22 protein-coding genes are annotated in these 22,619 nt (G+C 52.9%); 19 read left to right on the top strand and 3 right to left on the bottom strand.

The features are described 5' to 3' along the window. Positions 1-133 precede the first annotated feature (133 nt). From ACYVRB_RS11705 to manA, 3 genes are all read left to right on the top strand, one after another. The gene (locus tag ACYVRB_RS11705; RefSeq protein ID WP_461215563.1) at positions 134-1,618 is read left to right on the top strand and encodes a peptide MFS transporter; all 1,485 of its coding nucleotides are present in this window, start codon (positions 134-136) and stop codon (positions 1,616-1,618) included. 106 nt (positions 1,619-1,724) lie between these two features. Further along, positions 1,725-2,690, top strand: a complete 966-nt coding sequence (locus ACYVRB_RS11700) for a serine hydrolase domain-containing protein (protein WP_461215561.1) — start codon at positions 1,725-1,727, stop codon at positions 2,688-2,690. A gap of 40 nt (positions 2,691-2,730) precedes the next feature. After that, the gene (manA, locus tag ACYVRB_RS11695) at positions 2,731-3,702 is read left to right on the top strand and encodes a mannose-6-phosphate isomerase, class I (RefSeq protein ID WP_461215558.1); all 972 of its coding nucleotides are present in this window, start codon (positions 2,731-2,733) and stop codon (positions 3,700-3,702) included. A 47-nt stretch (positions 3,703-3,749) separates the two neighbouring features. On the opposite strand, the gene ACYVRB_RS11690 is transcribed toward manA, so the two are convergent. Further along, positions 3,750-5,360: an APC family permease gene (locus ACYVRB_RS11690; RefSeq protein WP_461215556.1), complete on the bottom strand. Its 1,611-nt coding sequence runs from the start codon at positions 5,358-5,360 to the stop codon at positions 3,750-3,752. A gap of 268 nt (positions 5,361-5,628) precedes the next feature. On the opposite strand from ACYVRB_RS11690, the gene ACYVRB_RS11685 reads away from it, so the two are divergent. After that, entirely contained in the window at positions 5,629-6,558 is a 930-nt protein-coding gene (locus tag ACYVRB_RS11685) for an L-lactate dehydrogenase (RefSeq protein WP_461215554.1), read from the top strand. Positions 6,559-6,667: 109 nt separating this feature from the next. Continuing rightward, positions 6,668-8,056: an MFS transporter gene (locus ACYVRB_RS11680; RefSeq protein ID WP_461215553.1), complete on the top strand. Its 1,389-nt coding sequence runs from the start codon at positions 6,668-6,670 to the stop codon at positions 8,054-8,056. A gap of 28 nt (positions 8,057-8,084) precedes the next feature. Here the strand turns inward: ACYVRB_RS11680 and ACYVRB_RS11675 are convergent, their stop codons facing one another. Beyond that, the gene (locus tag ACYVRB_RS11675) at positions 8,085-9,428 is read right to left on the bottom strand and encodes a MurT ligase domain-containing protein (protein ID WP_461215576.1); all 1,344 of its coding nucleotides are present in this window, start codon (positions 9,426-9,428) and stop codon (positions 8,085-8,087) included. A gap of 149 nt (positions 9,429-9,577) precedes the next feature. On the opposite strand from ACYVRB_RS11675, the gene ACYVRB_RS11670 reads away from it, so the two are divergent. The 14 genes from ACYVRB_RS11670 (at position 9,578) to ACYVRB_RS11605 (ending at position 22,194) form a co-directional block, all read left to right on the top strand. Continuing rightward, positions 9,578-10,180 carry a thymidine kinase gene (locus tag ACYVRB_RS11670; protein WP_461215552.1) on the top strand — a complete coding sequence of 201 codons (603 nt, stop codon included), beginning with the start codon at positions 9,578-9,580 and terminating at the stop codon, positions 10,178-10,180. Between the two features lie 24 nt (positions 10,181-10,204). Then, entirely contained in the window at positions 10,205-11,284 is a 1,080-nt protein-coding gene (gene prfA / locus ACYVRB_RS11665; protein WP_461215550.1) for a peptide chain release factor 1, read from the top strand. Further along, positions 11,277-12,143, top strand: a complete 867-nt coding sequence (prmC, locus tag ACYVRB_RS11660) for a peptide chain release factor N(5)-glutamine methyltransferase (protein ID WP_461215548.1) — start codon at positions 11,277-11,279, stop codon at positions 12,141-12,143. The genes prfA and prmC overlap by 8 nt, the downstream gene beginning before the upstream one ends. 63 nt (positions 12,144-12,206) lie before the next feature. Next, positions 12,207-13,226: an L-threonylcarbamoyladenylate synthase gene (locus ACYVRB_RS11655; protein WP_461215546.1), complete on the top strand. Its 1,020-nt coding sequence runs from the start codon at positions 12,207-12,209 to the stop codon at positions 13,224-13,226. Positions 13,227-13,268: 42 nt separating this feature from the next. Next, positions 13,269-14,501, top strand: a complete 1,233-nt coding sequence (glyA, locus tag ACYVRB_RS11650) for a serine hydroxymethyltransferase (protein ID WP_461215545.1) — start codon at positions 13,269-13,271, stop codon at positions 14,499-14,501. 47 nt (positions 14,502-14,548) lie between these two features. Further along, positions 14,549-15,178, top strand: coding sequence for a uracil phosphoribosyltransferase (gene upp, locus ACYVRB_RS11645; protein ID WP_461215543.1), 630 nt, complete (start codon positions 14,549-14,551; stop codon positions 15,176-15,178). A 538-nt stretch (positions 15,179-15,716) separates the two neighbouring features. After that, entirely contained in the window at positions 15,717-16,433 is a 717-nt protein-coding gene (atpB, locus tag ACYVRB_RS11640; protein WP_461215541.1) for a F0F1 ATP synthase subunit A, read from the top strand. Between the two features lie 15 nt (positions 16,434-16,448). After that, the gene (atpE, locus tag ACYVRB_RS11635; RefSeq protein ID WP_461215540.1) at positions 16,449-16,661 is read left to right on the top strand and encodes a F0F1 ATP synthase subunit C; all 213 of its coding nucleotides are present in this window, start codon (positions 16,449-16,451) and stop codon (positions 16,659-16,661) included. Between the two features lie 75 nt (positions 16,662-16,736). Continuing rightward, entirely contained in the window at positions 16,737-17,228 is a 492-nt protein-coding gene (atpF, locus tag ACYVRB_RS11630; RefSeq protein ID WP_461215538.1) for a F0F1 ATP synthase subunit B, read from the top strand. Beyond that, positions 17,215-17,760: an ATP synthase F1 subunit delta gene (atpH, locus tag ACYVRB_RS11625; protein WP_461215536.1), complete on the top strand. Its 546-nt coding sequence runs from the start codon at positions 17,215-17,217 to the stop codon at positions 17,758-17,760. Before atpF ends, atpH begins: the two co-directional genes overlap by 14 nt. Before the next feature lie 51 nt (positions 17,761-17,811). Continuing rightward, complete coding sequence (atpA, locus tag ACYVRB_RS11620; RefSeq protein ID WP_461215534.1) at positions 17,812-19,329, top strand: F0F1 ATP synthase subunit alpha; 1,518 nt, start codon at positions 17,812-17,814, stop codon at positions 19,327-19,329. Positions 19,330-19,340: 11 nt separating this feature from the next. Then, the gene (locus ACYVRB_RS11615; RefSeq protein ID WP_461215532.1) at positions 19,341-20,252 is read left to right on the top strand and encodes a F0F1 ATP synthase subunit gamma; all 912 of its coding nucleotides are present in this window, start codon (positions 19,341-19,343) and stop codon (positions 20,250-20,252) included. 44 nt (positions 20,253-20,296) lie between these two features. After that, positions 20,297-21,748: a F0F1 ATP synthase subunit beta gene (gene atpD / locus ACYVRB_RS11610; RefSeq protein WP_461215531.1), complete on the top strand. Its 1,452-nt coding sequence runs from the start codon at positions 20,297-20,299 to the stop codon at positions 21,746-21,748. 14 nt (positions 21,749-21,762) lie between these two features. Beyond that, positions 21,763-22,194, top strand: a complete 432-nt coding sequence (locus ACYVRB_RS11605) for a F0F1 ATP synthase subunit epsilon (RefSeq protein ID WP_461215529.1) — start codon at positions 21,763-21,765, stop codon at positions 22,192-22,194. A gap of 154 nt (positions 22,195-22,348) precedes the next feature. Here the strand turns inward: ACYVRB_RS11605 and ACYVRB_RS11600 are convergent. After that, positions 22,349-22,619, bottom strand: a 271-nt coding sequence (locus tag ACYVRB_RS11600; protein WP_461214672.1) for a transposase, incomplete at its 5' end; no start/stop codon positions are given.

The following is a 22,619-nucleotide window of genomic DNA, read 5'->3' as shown; positions in this document are numbered from 1 at the left end:
AGACGACGAAAAGAAAATTAACACTTGACTAAAGTAAGCGCTTTATTCTAATATATTTATTAGACTCACGGGTAATTCGGGGTCTGATGGTGATAGTTGTTGGTGAGATGCAACTCAACTAGGAGGGACCCGGATGAAAAAAGACTATGATACGGCCTTTTTAGGCCAACCGCGTGGCTTGGCGACGCTGTTTTTCACCGAAATGTGGGAACGGCTGAGTTACTATGGGATGCGCGCCATCCTGCTGTTTTACATGTATTTCGCGATTTCCAAAGGTGGCTTAGGGTTTGATACCGGCACCGCTGCATCGATCATGTCAATTTATGGGTCGCTGGTCTATATGGCTGGCGTGGTCGGTGGGTGGTTGAGCGATCGGATCTGGGGAAGCCGGTTGACCGTGTTCTTTGGCGGTATTTTGATCATGTTTGGGCACATTATGCTGGCGCTACCGTTTGGCGCCACCGCGTTGTTCATCTCGATTGCCTTAATCGTCAGTGGGACAGGGCTGTTGAAGCCCAACGTTTCTGAAATGGTTGGCGGGTTGTATTCAGACACCGACCGGCGCCGGGATGCTGGTTTTTCGTTGTTTGTCTTCGGGATCCAAGTTGGGGCCGCGGTGGCGCCAATCGCCGTGCCGATGGTGGCAACGGCGTTTGGCCACAACGGTAACATGAACTTTCACGCCGGCTTTTCCTTGGCGGCGATTGGGATGTTCTTTGGTCTGTTGCAGTATGCATTAGATGGCAAAAAATATCTCGGGTCTTCTTCCTTGCATCCTCAAGATCCGATCGCGCCTAACGAACGCAAACGCGTTCTGTTAGGTGTGATCGCAGTGATCGCGGCCTTAGTCGTGGTATTAGGAGTGATGGCAGCGATGGGCAACTTAAACATCACCAACGTCATTCTCTTGATCACGGTGATCGCGGTGATCTTGCCGGTGATTTATTTCATCATGATGCTGACCAGCAAGAAGGTCGACAAGGTCGAGCGCAAGCATGTGCTGGCTTACATTCCGCTGTTCTTGGCGGCGGTGATCTTCTGGGCGATCGAAGAATCAGGCTCTGTTATCTTGGCTTTATTCGCTGAACAGCGCACGATCTTGCACGTCGGGGGCTGGCATTTCCAGGCGTCAAACTTCCAGACGCTGAATCCGTTGTTCATGATGATCTTCACGCCGTTTTTCGTCCGGTTGTGGAGCCGCTGGAAGAATCAACCGTCGGAAGCGTCGAAGTTTTCCACAGGGCTATTATTTGCTGGGGTATCGTATTTATTCATGACCTTACCAGGAATGTTGTATGGCACCGATGGCCGCGTGAGTCCATTTTGGCTGGTCGGGTCTTGGTTCTTCGTTGAAATCGGGGAGATGCTGATCTCGCCGATCGGCTTGTCGATCACGACCAAGCTGGCACCAAGGGCCTTTCACAGTCAGATGATGAGTATGTGGTTCTTGGCCAACGCGACCGGCCAGGCGATCAACTCCCAGATTGTTAAATACTATTCTGCCAATACCGAAATTACTTACTTTGCTGGAGTCGGGATCGTCAGCATCGTCTTGGGCTTGATCTTGTTCGCCTTCGTCAAGCCGATTACCCGCTTGACCGCCGCCAGAGAAGGCTGATCAGTAGACAGTTGCCAGCGTCACCTCATACAAGAGGTGGCGTTTTTTTGTTGGCAGCGTTAAAAATGGCTTGTGGTACAATAATTGGCAGATTGGAAGTGGCAGGATGAACCAGACAGAAACAATGCTTCATCAATTCGTGGCTGACCGGGTGGTGCCCGGGGTATCGATGGCGATGATGGCAGGCGAAACCGTGACGACGCGCGTTTTTGGCGATAGCCAGTGGGTGCCAACGGTTGCACCGCTGCGGCCCGGCATGGTTTACGATTTAGCCAGCCTGACGAAGGTGCTGGGCACCACAACGGTATTTTTGCAGGCGCTAGATGCCGGCTTGGTGCAACTCGACCAGCCGCTGCGGACCTGGTTGCCAGAGTTCACGCCTGCGACCACGTTTCGCGAAGCATTGACCCACACCAGCGGCCTTGAAGGCTACATTCCCCACCGCGACGAACTATCTGCACAGGCGTTGCGCCAGGCGCTGATCACAACGCTGAAACCTACAGGCCCGAAAAAAGTGTTGTATCGTGATTTCAACTTGCTACTGGTCGGCTGGGCGCTGGAGCATGTGTATCACGGCGCGATCCAAGCGCTGATCACGCAGCGGGTCTTGCGGCCGCTGGGGTTGGCAACGGCGACTTTTCATCCAGAGCCTGAGCTGTGCGTGCCGACGACGTATCGTGACGGTCAGTTGTTGCAAGGGGTCGTCCACGACCCCAAGGCGCGGATCTTGCAGGCACACGCTGGGTCTGCTGGGCTGTTTGCCGGCCTGCAAGACCTGATCACATTCACCCAGTATGCTTTCGGTCAGCGGGTGAGCGGGGCGTGGCCACAGGCGTTCACTACCTTGCTGGCAGACTATGCCGGCGGGCGCAGCTTAGGCTGGGACTTGCGGCGGGCGACTTCTGGGCGGCTGTGGTTGTATCACACCGGCTATACGGGCGGGTTTTGGCTGATCCAGCCCAAACAGCAATTAGCATTGATCGTGTTGAGCAACCGGGTGCATCCAAGCGTCAATCCAGATTTTTTGGACCGGCGGGATGAAGTCATCGCCCAATACTTGGCGGCGTGGTAGAATATAGCGGTAACAAATTTGTTTTTTTCGGGAGGACACTATGACGGAGCCATTATTCCTAGCACCTGTGTTTCATGAAAAAATCTGGGGCGGTCGAAAGCTGGAAACCGAGTTCGGTTATCAGATTCCAGACGGCAAGATCGGTGAATTGTGGGCGATCTCTGCGCATCCCAACGGACCGTCGACAATCGAAAACGGGCCGCTGGCCGGCAAGACGCTCACACAGGCATGGGCAGACGATCAAGATTATTTTGGTCATCAAAAAAGCAAGGTATTCCCGCTGTTGACCAAGATCCTAGACGCCAACGACTCGTTGTCGGTGCAAGTGCATCCAGACGATGCCTATGCGGCGGCACATGAGCGGTCTGGCGAGCTTGGCAAGACGGAATGCTGGTATGTGATTTCTGCAGAACCCGGGTCTTACCTGATCTATGGGCATCACGCCAAGACGCGCGAAGAGCTGGCAGACATGATCCACAAAGGTGACTGGGAACACCTGTTGCGCAAGGTGCCGGTGAAGACCGGTGACTTCGTCTACGTGCCAAGTGGGACCATTCATGCGCTGAACAAGGGCATCATGGTGCTGGAAACCCAACAATCATCGGACACGACATACCGGTTGTACGACTACGACCGCAAAGACGCACAAGGCCACACTCGCGAATTGCACCTGCAACAAAGCATCGACACCACCAATGTCCCGTCTGTGGATCCAAAGCTGGATATCCAAACGGAGACGGTCGATGATGCCACGATCACAACATACGTGCAGCCTCCAATCTCGCCGTACTTCTCGGTGCAACGGATCGTTGTCAACGGCAAACTGCACCAAACTGCCGCTGCGCCTTACACGTTAGTTTCGGTGCTAGACGGTAACGGTGAATTTGCCGCAGACGGCAAGATCTTCCCAATCAAGAAGGGCACGCATTTCCTGATTCCAAATCAGATCAAGGACTGGACGTTCACAGGCGACATGGAATTGATCACCTCAGAACCCGGTCCAGAGGCATAAGCAAATAAAGACGTCATCTACCAACTTCTGGCAGATGACGTCTTTATTTATTCTTCGTGCCAATCGTCTTTGATGTGGGCGACAGTGGCGTTGACTTTTTCGGCAGCCGGTAAATCGCTGGTGGTCCAGCTGTGGATCCCCCAGTAATAAAATCCTAGCGAGCAGATCCCGATGACGAGAAAATCCCATGGGTAATGGATCCAATCGGCGCCGTTGAACTGGTGGGCACCGGCGTAAGACATGATCGAGATGAACACCAGGTAAACCAGCATCCATAAAGCAGGGCGGATCGCAGCGCGCAGTTCTTTGAAGCCGGAGCGCCATTCGAAATAGAAGTAAAATGGCAACCCAATCAAGATGATCAAGATCACCTGCACCGTCGTCGGCCACATCGCCCAATATACCGCGAGGCTGGTCAAGACAAACGCGATCGGCGCGATCCAGTTCAGACTGCGCAACCGCACCGGCCGGTAGAGATGTGCGCCCATGGTCCGCAAAGAAACTGCCGTGACCGGGCCGGTGAGATAAGCGATCAGCGTCGCCGTCGACAAGACTGTTGCTAACACCGCCCAAGAGCGGAAGGTTGTCACCATGACGATGGACAAAATAGTGTCGGCTATCATGGCCATGCGAGGAATCCGATACTTCTGGTTGAGCTTGCCCAACCAACGGGGCACATGGTGGTTAGATTCCATGGCAAACAGTGCGCGCGCTGCGGTGGCAGCAAACGAGACCCCGGTGCCAAACGGCGAGACAAAGGCATCCATATACAAGAGAACGCTCAACCAACCCAGCCCCAACAGCATCGCCAAGTCCGCAAAAGGCGAGTTGAAGTTCAGCCCGTGCCAGCCGCTTGCAGCCAAAATCTTGGTTGGCACTGCAGTGATGAAGGTGCTTTGTAGCAGGATATACAAGACGCCGGCAATCGTCAGCGAAATCGTGATGCCGCGCAGGATGTTTTTTTCAGGGTGTTCGATCTCGGCACCCATGTTGATGATCGTCTGGAAGGCATCAAAGGAGAAGATGATCCCGGCAGCGCTGGTCGCGGCAAAGATCGCGGCGGTGCCGTAAGGGAAGAATTCGTGCAGGTTGGTGCCGTAGTTTTGCGGATGGAACCCCGACATTGTCAACAAAATGATTGTGAGCAGGGGCATACCGATCTTAAACACCGAGATCAGGCTGGTGAAGCGGGTCAAGATCTTGACCGACCAGAAGTTTAACAGCGTGAAGACGATGATGAAGCCATAGACGACGAACAGGCCGTAGTTGGTAATTACGCCGTTGGCCAAGAGTTTGTGCGTCCAAGTTGCCCATGACCAAGGCCAAGTCGACATGTACTGGACGGCGGCGACGGCTTCGATCGGGATCAAGGTGATTAACGACACCCAGTTTGCCCATGCGGCAATGAATCCCAGCAGTGAACCATGAGAGTATTGCGCGTATTTGCTCATGCCGCCGGCTTCGGGGAACATGGCCCCGATTTCGATGTAGGTGTAGGCGATGATCCCGATCACCAAGCCCCCGATCAGCCAAGACAAGATCGCGGCAGGGCCGGCGATCTTGGTTGCTTCCCAAGACCCGAACAGCCAGCCGGAGCCGATGAGAGAACCTAAGGCGAGCATGATAGATTGAAAAAGGGAGATTTTTTTAATGTGCATAGCGTGCTCCATTATTGATAAGAATTATTCTTTTAGTGTACTCGTTATGAGAACGGGTGTCACGTCTTTGCGGACAATGAGTCACAACCACATATTTGTTCATAACAGCCTAATTGCTTGTTAATCAAGCTATCAATGCCTATTTTACAAGACTATCTCATATATTTTGATACAGATTCATGAATTGCGATGCAACAATCTGGCTTTTATCCTGATGAAAGCGGTATACTGATAAGGAAGGAAACAACCACACTCGGGAGGAAAAGTCATGAAAACAGCTAATATTGTGTTGATCGGCGACGGTGCCATCGGTTCGAGCTATGCGTTTAACCTGCTGACCGCCGGCATCGGTGGCAGCCTCGGGATCATCGATGTGAACAAGCAACGCGTCCAAGGGGATGTCGAAGACTTGGTCGATGCCTTGCCATATACTTCGCAGAAAAATATCTACGCTGCAAGTTATGAAGATTGTGAATACGCCGATCTGGTCGTGATCACTGCTGGCGTCGCCCAGAAGCCTGGCGAAACCAGGCTGCAGTTGCTGCAGAAAAACGCCGGGATCATCAAGTCGATCGTTGAACCGATCATGGCCAATCATTTTGACGGGATCATCTTGGTGGCCTCTAACCCCGTCGACGTGTTGACCGAGCTGGTCTTGCGGCTGACCGGTCTGCCGAAAAACCACGTGCTCGGCTCTGGGACCGCGCTGGATTCCGCGCGCTTCCAGTCTGAGATCGGACGCCGCTACAACGTCGATGTGCGTGCCGTGCACGGCTATATCATGGGCGAACATGGCGACTCCGAGTTCCCGGTGTGGGATTACACGACCATTGGCGGGCAGCCGATCCGCAAGTTTGTCACCGGCGCGCGGGCGGAAGCCGATTTTGCGGCGATCGGCGAGCGCGTCAAGACGGCGGCTTATTCGATTATTCAAAAGAAAGGCGCAACTTTCTACGGCATCGCCGCGTCTCTGACGCGACTGACCGCGGCAATCTTGAACGACGATCATGCGGCCTTTGCGATGTCGGTCCACCTCGACGGCGAGTATGGCCTGCACGACGTGTCGATTGGGGTGCCGGTGTTGCTTGGTGGCGACGGGCTCGCCCACATTATCCAACTCGAGCTCAACGCCGATGACCAAAAGCGCTTGGAGGCTTCAGCCAAGGTCTTGCAGGATAATCTCAAATCGGTGCTTTGATTCTTAAAGCAATTTTGGCTATGATAAAAAGGCGGCTAATGGCCGCCTTTTTGCATGCTGACATGGTAGTGTCGTTAAACACTCCGACTAATTGATTAAGGGAGTGTTGATGGTTTTGGATGAATCTGTTTCATTGCGTCAAAAACTGGCGATCGTCAGCTGTGGGTTGCTGTCGTTTACCGGGATCTTGGTGGAAACGTCGATGAACGTGACGTTTCCGACCTTGATCCAAGAAATGCACGTCACCCTCGACACCGTGCAATGGCTGGCGACCGCGTACTTATTGCTGGTGACGATTGTGATGAGTACCACGGCTTATGTGCTCAAACGTTTCGCGCCGAAGCGGGTGTTCTTATTTGCAATTTCAGTCTGCATGATTGGTGGGTTGATGTGCTTGCTGGCGCCAAACTTCTGGGTGTTGCTGGCTGGGCGTTTGTTGCAGGCGGTCGCGACCGGCATCAGCACACCATTGATGTACCAGCTGATCTTCGCGACGGTGCCGGCGCACAAGCTGGGGATCTACACCGGTTTTGCCAGCGTGATCGTCAGCCTTGCGCCGGCACTGGGGCCGACATACGGCGGCGTGCTCACGAGCCTGTGGTCTTGGCGGGCGATTTTTCTTGGCATCCTGCCGCTGATCGTGGTCGTCGCGCTACTCGGTGCTTGGGTGATCCAAGGCCAACCGCAAGGCGTCGGCCAGCGGCACTTCGATTATATTGGGGTGTTGCTACTGGCGGCGGTATTCACCAGCCTGCTATTCACCTTCAACGCCGCCGGCCGTCACGGCTGGTTGACGCTGAGCTTCGGCCTGTGGCTATTGGTCACGTTGTTGGTAGCAGGCTTGTTGGTGGCATATGCCAAACATAGCATGCGGCAGATATTCGATTATCATATCTTAGCTGACACGGTGTTGCGGTTGCGGTTGGTGAATTATTTTAGCCTTCAATTCATCAACATCGGCCTGTCGTTCGTGTTACCGCTGTTTGCCCAAACGGTCCTCGGGGCTTCCGCGTCTGTTGCTGGGCTGATGTTGCTTCCCGGCGCATTGATTGGCGCAGCAATTGCGCCGATCGCAGGCGGCGTTTACGATCGGCGCGGGCCGACACGGGTATTGACGTTTTCTGCGGTGATGGTTTGCTTGAGCATGGCGGTGTTTTGGCTCAGCGGCAGGGCCCTTTCTGTCGGCTTGATTGCTGTGTTGTTCGTCTGCCTGCGGTTGGGATTTAACTCGGGGTTTGGGACCGTGATCTCTGACGCTTCAACTCAGGTCCAAGGCCATCAAAAAGCCGACCAAAACGCGTTGTTTTCAATGATGCAACAATATGCCGGTTCAGTGGGGACTGCCATCATGTCTGCGGTGATCGCCAGTCGCGAATTGACGCAAACGGCTAAGACCGCCACCATGGCAGGGACGCGGTTTGATTTCTTGCTGCTGTTTGGGTTGGGGCTTGTCATCATGTTCACGGTTTACCGGGTTTGGCAATTACAGCGCAAATAAAAAAATCGGCCGCGGCCGATTTTTTTATTTAGAAGCCTTGTTTGATGTAACCGCCATCTGCGAGCTTCTTGCGCAACTGCAATACAGCGGTATAGGTCGCCAACAGATAAACGTTGTCTTCAGGCATGGCCTGAACGGCCGTGATGACATCGGCGAGATCTGGTTTTTGAATCAGGGTCTTCACACCGGCGACTTGCATCCGAAAGGCGATGTCTTTGTAGCGTTCACCACCGACAAGATAGCTGGTTGGTTTACCGCTTTGGACGAGTTCTTCAAAATCACCATCCCAGATCCAGCTGGTGTCAGTGCCATCGGCGTAGTTGGCGTTCAACAAGACGCCGAGGCCGAAGTGTTGCTCTTGACGACGGATCATCGCCAAGACCTCGTTGAGGCCGACGGGATTTTTGACCAAGATCAAAGTGACTTGTTTGCCGTCGAGGTCGATTTCTTCTTGGCGGCCGAAGACCTTTTCATCATAGGTGAAGGCTTGGCCGACTTGTTCCGGTGTGATGCCAAATTCGGCGCCGACACTGTAAGCGGCCAAGGCATTGTAGACGTTGTAGGTGCCACCGATGCCTAAGGTGTAATCATGGCCGTCGATCGCAAACGCTGAATCCCCAGGCGTCAAGGCACTCACTGCGGTGACAGCGTGTGCCAAGGCGGGACGCTTGAAGCCACAGTGCGGGCAAAAGAAGCTACCGAGGTTCGAGTAGGTGATGTCGTGGTAATGCAAAATGTGTTCGCATACCGGACACAACACGCCGTCGGTGTTAGGCGGGGCGACGCGATCGTCGCTGGCGTGTTCGCTCAAGGCGAAGCCGTAGTAGCGCCAAGGATTGGGTAGTTCACGTGACGAGAAGATCGGCGCGTCACCGTTGGCGATAATGGTCGCACTCGGATGCATGCGGATCCCGTTCAAGATCTTCTCATAGGTGGTGTAAAATTCACCGTAGCGATCCATCTGATCGCGGAAGATGTTGGTGAGCACGTAAGCCTTCGGGGTCAGATAACTGGATACCGGTGCGACGTTGGCTTCGTCGACTTCGAGCACGGCGAGGCGGCGCTTGCCATGCTTGCCATTGGCCAAAAAAGCGGTGATGATACCTTGCATCATGTTGGAGCCAGTGGGGTTGGTGAGAACCTCTTGGTATTGCTGACGCAACACTTTGGTGATTAAGTTGGTGGTCAGGGTTTTACCGTTGGTGCCGGTGACGATCACGACATCGTAATCTTGCCCCAACGCGCGCAAGACATCTGGATCGATGCGCGCGGCAAGCTTGCCTGGCAAAGAGCTGCCGCCTTTCATGAAGGTGTGTAGGAACCAATAACTGAAGCGGCCGACGACGATCGCCAGCCGCGATTTTAGCGGGATTGAATGGGCCAATGTGCTCTTCCTCTCAGGATTGATGCTTATATTCTACCATAAAAACCATCTGCGACAGCCCCCTGTCCAAGCGGCTGAAAATTTGCTAGACTAGTTAAGGTATATTTTCATTTTTTGATGAGAAAGAAGGCACATCTTTGGCGCAGCTATTCTTCCGCTACGGCGCGATGAACTCAGGCAAGTCCGTTGAGATCCTCAAAGTCGCACATAACTACGAGGAACAACATAAGCACGTAATCATTTTGACCTCCGCGCTCGATAACCGCGCTGGCGTTGGGATGGTGGCATCCCGCATCGGCATGGAACGCCCGGCGCATCCGATCACGCCGGAAACCAACGTGTTCGATTTGGTGCAGACGCTCGATCCCAAGGCGTATTGCGTCTTGATCGACGAAGCGCAGTTTTTGCAACAGCACCATGTGTTTGAATGCGCGCGGATCGTCGATGAGCTGAAGATCCCGGTGATGGCGTTCGGCTTGAAGAACGATTTTAAAAACGAACTCTTCGAAGGCTCGAAGTATCTGCTTTTATACGCAGATAAAATCGAAGAAATGAAGACGATCTGTTGGTTCTGCGCGAAAAAGGCGATTATGAACCTGCGTGTGTCTGATGATTTGCCCGTGTATGAAGGTTCACAGATCCAGATTGGCGGCAACGAAATGTATTATCCGGTGTGCCGGCATCACTACTACTATCCGCCAGAAGACCTCGCCCAGTATCGGCTGGCCGATTCCAACTAACGCAACTGCACAAACGGAGGAACTATGGATAAAATTTTTGAACAGCTAGACGGTCTTCTCGATCGTTATGAAGAATTACAAGAGCTGATGAGCGATCCGGAAGTGATTCAAGACACGAATCGCTATCTGAAACTCTCCAAAGAAGAAGGTAGCATGCGCGAAGTCGTCGCCGCCTACAACAAATACAAGCAAACCAAGTCCGACCTTGACGAATCCGAAGAGGTCTTGCGCGAATCCAAGGATTCCGAGTTGGAAGAGCTGGCCAAAGAAGAAATCGGCGAACTGCGCCCCCAACTTGATGACCTTGAAAGTCAGATCAAGCTGTTGATGCTACCAAAAGACCCCAACGATGATAAGAACATCATCATGGAGATCCGTGGGGCCGCAGGTGGCGATGAAGCGTCCTTGTTCGCCGGGGATCTACTCAACATGTACATGAAATACGCTGAGCGCCAAGGCTGGACCTTTGAAATCATCGACGAAAACCCAACAGAAGTCGGGGGCTACAAGGAAGTGGTCGTGATGATCACAGGCGATTCTGTTTATTCCAAGCTCAAATATGAGTCCGGCGCGCACCGTGTTCAGCGGGTGCCGGTAACTGAGTCTGCCGGGCGCGTGCATACCAGCACCGCTACCGTCGGCGTCATGCCCGAATATGACGAAGTCGACTTGAAACTCGATCCTAAAGATATCCGAACGGATGTCTACCGTTCTAGCGGTGCCGGTGGTCAGCACATCAACAAGACCAGTTCGGCGGTGCGGATGACCCATATCCCGACCGGCATCGTGGTCACGATGCAAGATCAGCGTTCTCAGCAACAAAACCGAGTGAAGGCCATGCAGATCTTGACCAGCCGGGTATACGATTATTATGAAAGCCAAAACGAATCTGAATACGCGGAAAAGCGCAAAACTGCCGTCGGTTCAGGGGATCGCTCCGAACGGATCCGGACTTACAACTACCCGCAAAACCGGGTGACCGACCACCGCATCGGGCTGACGCTCAACAAGTTGGACCGGATCATGAACGGTGAACTCGGCGACATCATTGATGCCTTGATCGTCCAAGACCAAGCCAGAAAGTTGGAGCAGATCGGTGACTAAGACTTATCAAGAGGCGCTCGCAGGAGCGTCTTCTTTGCTTATCAACGCAGGCATCGATCCCGACGCCGCACGGTTTGTCCTGGAGTATCGGGCACACTTTTCGCCTAGTCAGTTGCGCTTGCACGGCCGCGACGCCATGCCTGAAGCCTTGGTGCCGCAATTTGACCAAGACGTGCAGCGCTTGTTGCAAAACGAACCGCCGCAATACATCGTTGGCTTGGCGCCGTTTTTCGGCCGCGATTTCAAGGTGACGCCGGCCGTCTTGATCCCGCGGTTTGAAACCGAGGAGCTGGTCGCTTGGGCGGAGGCCGACAGCATGGACGCCAAGACACTGTTAGATGTCGGCTGTGGTTCCGGGGTGATCGGCTTGACGCTTGCGCGTAAGTTGCCGCAGTTGGCGGTGACGCTGGTTGATGTCTCGACAGACGCGCTGGCCGTCGCCAAAGCCAATGCCGATGCGCAAGGGCTGTCGGTGACGCTGTTACAAAGTGACCTGTTTGCCAGCCTCGAAGGCCAACGCTTCGAGCGGATCGTGGCCAATCTGCCATACATCAGCCACGATGAAGAAGCGGTGATGGATCGCTCGACGCTTGCTTACGAACCTAAGCTCGCCTTGTTTGCGGCACACCAGGGTCTGGCGCTGTTTGAACGTTTTTGTCAGCAACTGCCGCAACACGTGACACCAGGGGCAAGCGTGTATCTGGAGTTTGGCTATCACCAGCAGCCGGCGTTGGCGGCACTTTTTGCCTCGGTATTGCCGCAAGTCGACGTGCAGTTTCGCCAAGATATGGCAGGGCATCCGCGGATGGCAAAATTAACGTTTCCCGCCGCTGAGCCCGTAAAGCTTTTAGACAATTAACCACGCATGGCCGGCTGGATTTACTTCAAACTGGAGGAACCACCGGCGAAAGGACCATATATAATGGAAACAAAACGTTATCATCGCGAGACGATCAAAGAAGCCGCCGCGGCCATCCGCGCCGGGCAGCTGGTCGCTTTTCCAACCGAAACCGTTTATGGACTAGGAGCCGATGCGACCAATGAAGCCGCCGCCAAAAGCGTCTATACGACCAAGGGCCGACCGAGCGACAACCCGTTGATCGTGACGGTCGCCAACCGCGAGATGGTCTCTCGGTTTGCCACCATCACCCCGGTGGCGGCCAAGCTGATGGACCAATTCTGGCCGGGACCGTTGACGATCATCTTGACGATCCATCCTGGTGCGCTGTCAAAAACCGTCACTGGGGGCTTGGCGACCGCAGCGTTTCGGATGCCAGAAAACGCACTGACACGAGAGCTGATCGCAGAAGCCGGGGTTCCTATCGTCGGCCCGAGTGCCAATAAGTCTGGCAAGCCGAGTCCAACGACCGCTGCGCATGTGTTACACGATTTTGACGGGGAGATTGCCGGCGTCTTAGACGACGGGCCGACAACCGTTGGGGTGGAGTCGACGGTGATCGATTTGACCGTATCGCCCGCAGCGATCTTGCGTCCAGGGGCGATCGGGCCTGCAGAGCTGGAGCCGGTGATTGGAACCGTTGATTCCGAGATGCACCATGTCGGCGCCAACGAAACCCCGAAGGCACCAGGGATGAAGTACAAGCACTACGCGCCAGCCGCGCAGGTCGTGGTGGTCGATGACCCCAGCCAGTTTCCCGCGGCGTTGCGCTGGGCGGCAGCTAGTGGTCAGGTCTACGGCGTGTTAGCAGACGATGAGATCCTCACCGCGATCCGGACGGCGGTGCCGCGCTATTCGTTAGGGACGAACATTAAAACCGCGACCCATGCGTTATTTGCAGGGCTGCGATGGTTCGACTTACACCCGACAGTCACGCTGGTGCTGGCGCAGGCCTATCCGGTCACCGGCTTAGGAGCCGCTTACATGAACCGCTTATTAAAATCCGCTGGGAACGAACATTTTAACCCTGAAAATGTAAAATAGTTCTGGTATACTAAGGGTACTTTCAGAAAGGGGACTTTTCTTTTGGACTTTACCGATTACGATCCAGCAGTGTTCACTGCGATTCATGACGAGGAACTACGCCAACAGCACAACATCGAACTGATCGCTTCAGAAAACATCGTCAGCCCCGCTGTCCGAGCTGCCCAAGGCTCTGTGCTGACGAACAAGTACTCAGAAGGTTACCCTGGCCACCGTTATTATGGTGGCAATCAGTATATTGACGTGGTGGAGCAGCTTGCCATCGATCGCGCCAAGGAACTTTTTGGGGCTGAATACGCCAACGTGCAACCACATTCCGGCTCTGGTGCCAACATGGCGGTGTATCGTGCCTTCCTCGAAGACGGCGACAAGGTGCTGGCGATGGATCTGACCGACGGCGGTCATCTCACCCATGGTGCCGCGGTCAGTTTTTCTGGCCAGACGTATCATTTCTACCACTATGGTTTGAACCCAGACACTGGACGTTTGGATTACGACAAGATCGCAGCTTTGGCAGAAGAGATCCAGCCACGCATGATTGTTGCGGGTGCGTCGGCTTATAGCCGCGAGATCGATTTTTCGAAGTTCCGCGACATCGCAGATCACGTCGGTGCGTTTTTAATGGTCGATATGGCGCACATTGCCGGCCTGGTTGCCGGTGGGGTTCACATGAGTCCAGTGCCATACGCTGATGTGGTAACGACCACGACACACAAAACTCTGCGCGGGCCGCGCGGCGGGATGATCTTGGCCAAGGCGCAATACGGCAAGGCAATCAATTCCGCGGTGTTCCCAGGCATTCAAGGCGGTCCGCTCGATCACGTTATCGCCGCCAAGGCCGTGGCGTTAGGCGAGGCGTTGCGTCCAGAATTCAAGACGTACGCGCAACAGATCGTCAAAAACACCCAGGCCATGTGCGAAGGGTTCGCCGAAGACGACAAACTCAAGATGATCTCAGGCGGCAGTGACAACCACATGGTGCTTCTTGATGTTACAGGCTATGGCGTCACCGGCCGCGACGTTCAAGACTTGTTGGATACCGTCGACATCACCACCAACAAAAACCAGGTCCCAGGCGAGCAAAACGGGCCGTTCAAAACTTCTGGGGTCCGCATCGGTAGCGCTGCGATCACCACGCGTGGGTTTAACGAAGCAGAATGTAAGCAGGTCGCGGAATTGATCAGCCGCGCGATCGCCAATCGTGAAGCCCCAGCAAAACTTGCAGAAATTAAGCAATCTGTCCTTGCGTTGACTGCCCTTCATCCTTTATCATAGATAAGGTTTTGCGCAACTGCGCTTAAATTAGAAGGAGGACCTTTTGCATGGGCAAATTTACGGTTTTGAACCACCCATTGATTCAACACAAATTGACCTTGATCCGGGACAAGAACGCCGGGACGAAGGAGTTCCGTCAGATCGCCAACGAAATCGCTGAGCTGATGGTCTACGAGATCACGCGCGACTTGCCACTGGAAGATGTTGAGATCGAGACCCCGATGGGAAAGACGGTTCAAAAAGAGCTTGCTGGTAAGAAGCTGGCTGTTGTGCCGATTTTACGTGCCGGACTCGGCATGGTCGATGGTGTGTTGGAATTGATCCCAGCAGCTAAGGTCGGCCATATCGGTATGTATCGTGACGAAAAGACTCTGAAGCCACACGAATATTTCGTCAAGATGCCAACGGACATCGATCAACGTGACTTGATCATCGTGGATCCAATGCTTGCTACCGGCGGTTCGGCCAACATGGCGATTGAAGCGCTGAAGAAGCGCGGCGCACAGTCCATGCGTCTGGTCGTCTTGGTCGCGGCTCCTGAAGGCGTCCGAGCAGTCCAAGAAGCACATCCTGATGTCGATATCTACGCGGCATCGTTGGATGACCACCTGAACGAAGACGGCTACATCGTGCCTGGCTTAGGCGATGCCGGTGACCGTTTGTTTGGAACGAAGTAAGAAACCACTAGAACAACCAAAGCGTGCCGCTTGCGGCGCGCTTTTTTGATGGCGATGATTGTGGGGGCCATGACACAGCTGATCCTGGCGCGAGTGACCGATTAGCGGCATTGTGAGTAACAAATTCACAGATTGCTGTCACAGATTGACGGGTCATAAAGATACAGGTGAAAATTTTTGACGATTTTCACGTCCAAATTGGAATGAAAGCGAAATTATTGACAAGTGTTCATTCATCGTGGCCAAAATATTGCCGCAACGGCGCCGGTCGGCGCTGTTGCGGCGGCAGTTTGAGATTCAAACAGCGTTTGCTCCTCACGTTTTCGGATGAAAATCAAGCTGAAATTGCCTGATTGTCATGGGCAAAAATGTGCCATGAGGCTTTGTCTTTTGCGACGTTTGGTGATAGAGTAATGTAGTGTTTTGAAGGATAAGTATCCGGACATTCCGCGATTTTAGAAACAATAGACATGCGAGCTTGCCAATGTTGGTTGACGACCCACAATGAGCTATTGCTTCGGTTAAGGAGGTGAATTCTGTGAACGAAAGTTATCCCTATGTCAAACTGTTTGGGTTAACGTTTAATCTGACGAATGATCTGGCGGTCCTGATCACCTGTGCGATCACGTTCTTCTTGCTATTTTGGTTAGCACGGAAACCGCAAATGCGGCCGAGCGGTAAGCAAAACGTCATCGAATGGATCATTGATTTTACGAACGGGATCGTTCGTCAGTCGATGCCTGGTCGCGAAGGCAGCCGTTTTGGGTTGTTCGCGTTCGTGCTCTTCGTGTTTATCCTTATTAACAACGAAATCGGCTTGGCGTTCCAAGTTGAGCTTGGTGGCAAGACGTGGTTCCGCTCGCCAACTGCCGATCCAGTTGTGACGATGACGTTAGCCCTCATGGTGCTGGTTATCTCACATTTCTTCGGGGTTGCGATCAAGGGCTTCAAAGGGTATCTGAAGGGTTATGTCTCTCCAGTGTCATTCTTGTTGCCGATCAATATCATCGAAGAGTTCACGAACTTCGTGACGTTGTCCATGCGTCTTTATGGGAACATTTTCGCCGGTGAAGTGTTAGTTTTACTGATCCGTCAGTTTGCGTTCTCAGGACTAGGTGGGCCAACCAGCTTCATTGCTGGATTTTTGCTCGAAATTGTTTGGCAAGGGTTCTCAGTATTCATTGGGGCTATCCAAACGTACATTTTTGTCACCCTTGCAATGGTTTATACCTCAGACAAGGTAGTTTCTGAATAATAGGAGGAAGAGAATATGCAATACATCGCCGCAGCTATCGCAGCCGGCCTTGCCGCCCTTGGTGCTGGCTATGGTAACGGTCAAGTTATCGGTAAAACCCTTGAAGGGATGGCTCGTCAGCCAGAATTATCTGGTCAATTACGTGGGACTATGTTCCTTGGTGTCGGCTTGATCGAAGCCGTGCCAATCATCTCGATCGTTATCGCCTTCATGTTGATGGGCAAGTAAGACACAATTGGCAGGCATGTTTGGTTGCAATGAGATCAACATACTTGTTTCGACTCAGAAGGGAGTGGCAAAATCATGGCTTCATTAGGTGATATGCTGTTCGTCCTCGTAGCCTTCATTGTCTTACTACTGTTAGTATCGAAGTTTGCATGGGGCCCTGTCACGAAGATGATGGGTGAACGTGCCGGTAAGATCAACAATGATTTAGACTATGCGGAAAACGCACGCACTGAAGCACAAGCGCTGGCTGAAAAGCGCAAAGCCGAACTCAAAAACTCCCAAGCCGATGCCGTCAAGATCGTCTCTCAGGCGAAGGAAAACGGCGAAAAGCAACGACAACAATTAGTGGACGCAGCCCATACTGAAGTTGCGACCCTGAAGACGAATGCACAACAAGACATCGAGCAGCAAAGAGCCGATGCTTTGAACAGTGCAAAAGATGACGTTGCTGAACTCTCGTTGGCTATTGCCAGCAAGATCATCGGCAAGGAACTAGACGCGACCGACCAGCAGGCGCTGATCGATAGCTACATCAAAGGGTTAGGTGATGCCAATGGCACTCACTAATGCCGTCGTAGCGCCGCGTTACGCGCGTGCGTTGTTTGAAGCGGCTCAGGAAACTGATCAGCTTGAAGCAGTACACGCTGAGCTCGACGCACTGCGTGAAATTTTCACGCAAAACGCAAACCTGTTAGCGACATTGACTTCGGTCGATGTCGCTTTAGACAACAAGCAAGCGTTGCTTGACACCTTGAAAAAAGATGCCAGCGAACTTGTCGCGAACTTAGTGCAAGTAAGTTTTGAATACGGCCGGATCGCGGCTATGCCTGCGATCATCGCCGATTTTGATCGACGTTACGTTGATTCGATCGGTCAGCTCGATGCGACGGTCACCACCGCCGTGCCGCTGTCTGATGCGCAACAAGCGGCTTTGAGCCAAGCGATTGCGCAACGTTTTGGCGCCAACAGTGTGCAGTTGAACCCCACGGTCGACCCTAGTGTCATCGGTGGCGTGAAGATTCGCACGCGCGCGGCTGTCATTGACGGGACCGTGAAGACGCGGCTGAGCAAGCTCCGCGCACAATTGCTCGCAAAGTAGTAACACATTTGAGAACCCACGAATCTGTGGGGGTATAAAGAGGTGAACCGGATGAGCATCAAGACTGAGGAAATCAGTTCTCTGATCAAAAAACAACTTGAAAATTATCAAGATGACCTCGATGTTGAAGAAGTCGGCACCGTCACTTATGTCGGTGATGGGATCGCCCGTGCGACCGGCCTTGAAAACGCGATGGCCAGTGAATTACTGCAATTTAGCAACGGCTCATACGGGATGGCCCAAAACCTCGAAAGTAATGATGTTGGTATCATTATTCTCGGGAATTTCGATGACATCCATGAAGGCGACCAGGTCAAGCGTACCGGCCGGATCATGGAAGTCCCTGTTGGCGAAGCGATGATCGGTCGTGTCGTTAACTCGTTGGGTCAACCGGTCGATGGGAATGGTCCGATCAAGACTGATAAGACCCGTCCTATCGAAGTTAAGGCGCCAGGCGTTATGCAGCGTCAGTCCGTTACCGAACCATTGCAGACTGGCTTGAAGGCGATCGATGCCTTAGTCCCGATCGGCCGTGGTCAGCGTGAGTTGATCATTGGGGATCGTAAGACTGGGAAAACATCGATTGCGATCGATACCATCATCAACCAGAAGGATCAAGACATGATCTGTGTCTATGTTGCCATTGGGCAAAAAGACTCGACTGTCCGGACCCAGGTTGAAACCCTGAAGAAATATGGCGCGATGGATTACACCATCGTTTTGACTGCTGGTCCTTCTGAACCTGCACCAATGCTGTATATCGCACCTTATGCCGGCGCGGCAATGGGTGAAGAGTTCATGTACAACGGCAAGCACGTCTTGATCGTCTATGATGATCTGACCAAGCAAGCGACCGCTTATCGTGAATTATCACTGCTGCTGCGGCGTGCACCAGGTCGTGAAGCTTACCCTGGGGATATTTTCTACACGCACTCCCGTTTGTTGGAGCGTGCCGCGAAGTTATCCGACGAGTTAGGCGGCGGTTCGATGACCGCGTTGCCGATCATCGAAACGCAGGCTGGGGATATCTCGGCTTACATTCCGACTAACGTTATCTCCATCACTGATGGCCAGATCTTCTTACAAAGTGATCTGTTCTATTCTGGCACACGGCCGGCGATCGATTCTGGGTTGTCAGTTTCTCGTGTCGGTGGTGATGCGCAGATCAAGGCGATGAAGAAGGTTGCCGGGACCTTACGTTTGGACCTTGCGTCCTTCCGTGAACTCGAAGCCTTCAGTCAGTTCGGTTCTGATTTGGATGAATCGACGCAGGCACAGTTGAACCGTGGTCGCCGGACTGTTGAAGTCCTCAAGCAACCCGTTCACAAGCCAATGCCTGTGCAATATCAGGTCGCTTCCTTGTTCGCATTGACCCATGGCTATCTTGATAGCGTGGCGATCGATGATATCGCGGACTTTGAAGCTGGTTTGAACGATTACCTGGATTCCAATGATCCAGACGATTTGAATGTCATTAAGACCACCGGCAAACTGCCAGAAGGCGATACGTTCGAAAACGCCGTCAAGGCTTTTGCCGCCGGGTTCACTGCCAGCACCGACGATAAGTAGGGAGGTGCCGCATGGCTGAATCATTAATGGACATCAAGCGCCAGATCGCTTCCACGAAAAAGACTGGGCAGATCACTCAAGCCATGCAAATGGTTTCTGCGGCCAAGCTCTCTCAAATCGAGAAGCGTGCTGGCAACTATCAAGTGTACGCAACGAAGATCCGTGAGATCGTGACACATCTGGCTGCCGCTCAGCTGTTAAAAGCCAGCGCGGCCGGTAATAAGGAAGGCGATCAAGGTTTTAAGATTGCCAGCCTGTTGCAACAGCGTCCGGTCAAGAAAACCGGCTATCTCGTGATCACTAGTGATCGCGGGTTAGTTGGGGGCTATAACTCCACGATCTTAAAAGCGATGATGCAAATGATCCACGACGACCATAAGTCGCCTGACGATTATTGCATCCTCGCCGTTGGCGGCACCGGCGCAGACTTTTTCAAGGCGCGAGGCATGGATCTCGCGTTTGAATACCGCGGCGTTTCCGATATTCCGACCTTCAATGAAGTCCGGGAAATCGTGAAAACTGCAGTGACGATGTTTGACTCTGGTGTGTTCGACGAACTCTATGTTTGCTATAACCACCACGTCAACTCGCTGACCTCTGCGTTCCGCGCTGAGAAAATGTTACCGATCAGCGACTTAGATGTTGCTGAAGTCGCTGATCAGCATATCGATTACCTCACTGAACCTGATCCGGAAGCTGTGTTAGATGCCATTTTGCCTCAATACGCAGAAAGTCTGATCTTCGGTTCGATCATGGACGCTAAAACCGCTGAACATGCGGCTTCGACGACAGCCATGAAGACGGCGACCGATAACGCCAACGATTTGATTTCACGAATGTCAGTCACATATAACCGTGCCCGTCAGGCCGCGATTACCACTGAGATCACTGAAATCGTCGGTGGGGCGAATGCGCTGGAATAACCGCATGTACATGATAATTAATTTCAACAGGGAGGACGATTTCATTGAGTAACACTACTGGTAAAATCGTGCAAGTGATCGGCCCTGTTGTCGACGTTGAATTTCCTATGAACGGCGAAATCCCTGGGATCAACAACGCCTTAACTTTACAAAGAAATGATGGCAAGAAACTTGTGCTTGAAGTTGCTTTGCAGTTGGGTGACGGGGTATTACGGACTGTTGCGATGGACTCTACTGATGGGTTGCAACGTGGGATGGTAGTTACCGATACTGGTGGCCCTATCTCCGTGCCTGTTGGTAAAGACACGCTCGGCCGCGTCTTCAATGTTTTAGGTGATACGATCGATAACGGCCCAGAATTTGATGCCGATCACCGACGCGATCCCATTCACAGACAAGCACCGGCTTTCGAAGACCTCAGCACATCTAGCGAGATCCTCGAAACCGGGATCAAAGTTATCGACTTGCTTGAACCTTACCTTCGTGGGGGGAAAGTTGGGTTGTTCGGTGGTGCCGGTGTCGGCAAAACCGTTTTGATCCAGGAATTGATCCATAACATCGCTGAAGAACACGGCGGCATTTCGGTCTTCACCGGTGTCGGCGAACGTACCCGTGAAGGGAACGACTTGTATTTTGAAATGCAAGGTTCAGGCGTTCTGAAGAACACTGCCATGGTGTTTGGTCAGATGAACGAGCCGCCTGGTGCACGTATGCGTGTGGCGCTGACCGGGTTGACGATCGCGGAATACTTCCGTGACGTCGAAGGTCAAGATGTGCTGTTGTTCATTGACAACATCTTCCGCTTCACGCAGGCCGGTTCTGAAGTTTCTGCGCTGCTCGGCCGGATCCCGTCAGCCGTTGGTTATCAGCCAACACTGGCTACCGAAATGGGTCAGTTGCAGGAACGGATCACATCGACCAAGAAGGGCTCTGTCACATCTATTCAGGCGATCTATGTGCCTGCCGATGACTACACTGACCCAGCGCCTGCCACCACTTTCGCGCATTTGGATGCCACGACTAACTTGGAGCGTCGCTTGACGCAACAAGGGATCTATCCGGCGGTTGATCCGCTGGAATCCACATCTAGCGCTTTGTCACCTGACATTGTCGGTGATGAGCACTATCATGTCGCGACCCAAGTTCAACAGGTTCTGCAACGCTATAAGGAACTGCAAGACATCATCTCTATCTTAGGGATGGATGAATTGTCTGACGACGAAAAGATCATCGTTGCGCGTGCGCGCCGGATCCAGAACTTCTTGTCGCAATCCTTCTACGTTGCCGAGCGCTTCACTGGCTTGCCAGGGAAGTACGTGCCAGTTGAAGAAACGGTCAAAGGCTTCAAAGCGATCCTTGACGGTGAATTTGACGACTATCCAGAAGAAGCTTTCCGTCTGGTCGGCAACATTGACGATGTCAAAGAAAAGGCGAAGAAGTTGGGCTATGATCCAGATGCAAACGCATCTTCTGACTTGCAAGCCGCTGCAAACTAAGGAGGTAAGGCATTATGGCTGAACTTTCCAACGTTTTGACAGTGAACGTCGTGACGCCTGACGGGGCTTGCTACAGTCACCATGCTGACATGGTAGTCGTGAGAACGACTGCTGGTGAGTTGGGGCTGATGGCAAACCATGAACCGATCGTCGCGCCTTTGCAGATCAGTGAAGTCCGGGTCAAGCGGACAGACAGTCCCGGTCACGAAGACGTGATCGCGGTCAATGGCGGTTTCATGGAAATGAGTAACAATACGGTTTCCATCGTGGCCGACGCTGCTGAACGTGAACGTGACATCGATTTGTCACGGGCCCAGGCCGCGCGTGAACGTGCGCAAAAGCGTATCGAACAAGCGCAGTCGAACAACGATCCTGATGAACTGCAGCGGGCCCAAGTGGCTTTGCGTCGCGCCATCAACCGGATCCACGCTAAGACTGGTCAATAACTGAATTAATGTCCCGGGAAATATTCCGGTTCAATAAAAACGCTGGAGGTCCGCATGTCGGATCTTCAGTGTTTTTTGGGCTCTGCGTCAACTGGTGTTGAAGAATAAATTTATCTTTTAGGAAAGTCTCCATGATAGGAGGCTTTTTGTTATTTTAGGCAGTTAATTGGTAGATGCGATTGAAGAAATTGGTTTGATTGCGAAAGCCGAAACATGAACGCTTCAGGGATTTGATCAAACGGTTGGTGCCTTCAATAGGCCCATTTGATCTTGGGCTTGCCGTTGCGGCTAACACACCACTACGGTTCTTTCTCAGGGTCTCAATAGTGGTATCCATCGTTGTCCCTGCGGGTTGATAAGTATCGATGAGACGCCAGACTGCCCGCGTGTCATGATTCATCAACGCGTCGTGTACCGAGATATAC

This window comes from Lacticaseibacillus boliensis (genome assembly GCF_054784775.1).
The sequence above is the reverse complement of the archived record's forward strand: the minus strand, read 5'-3'. Positions and strand labels throughout refer to the sequence as shown.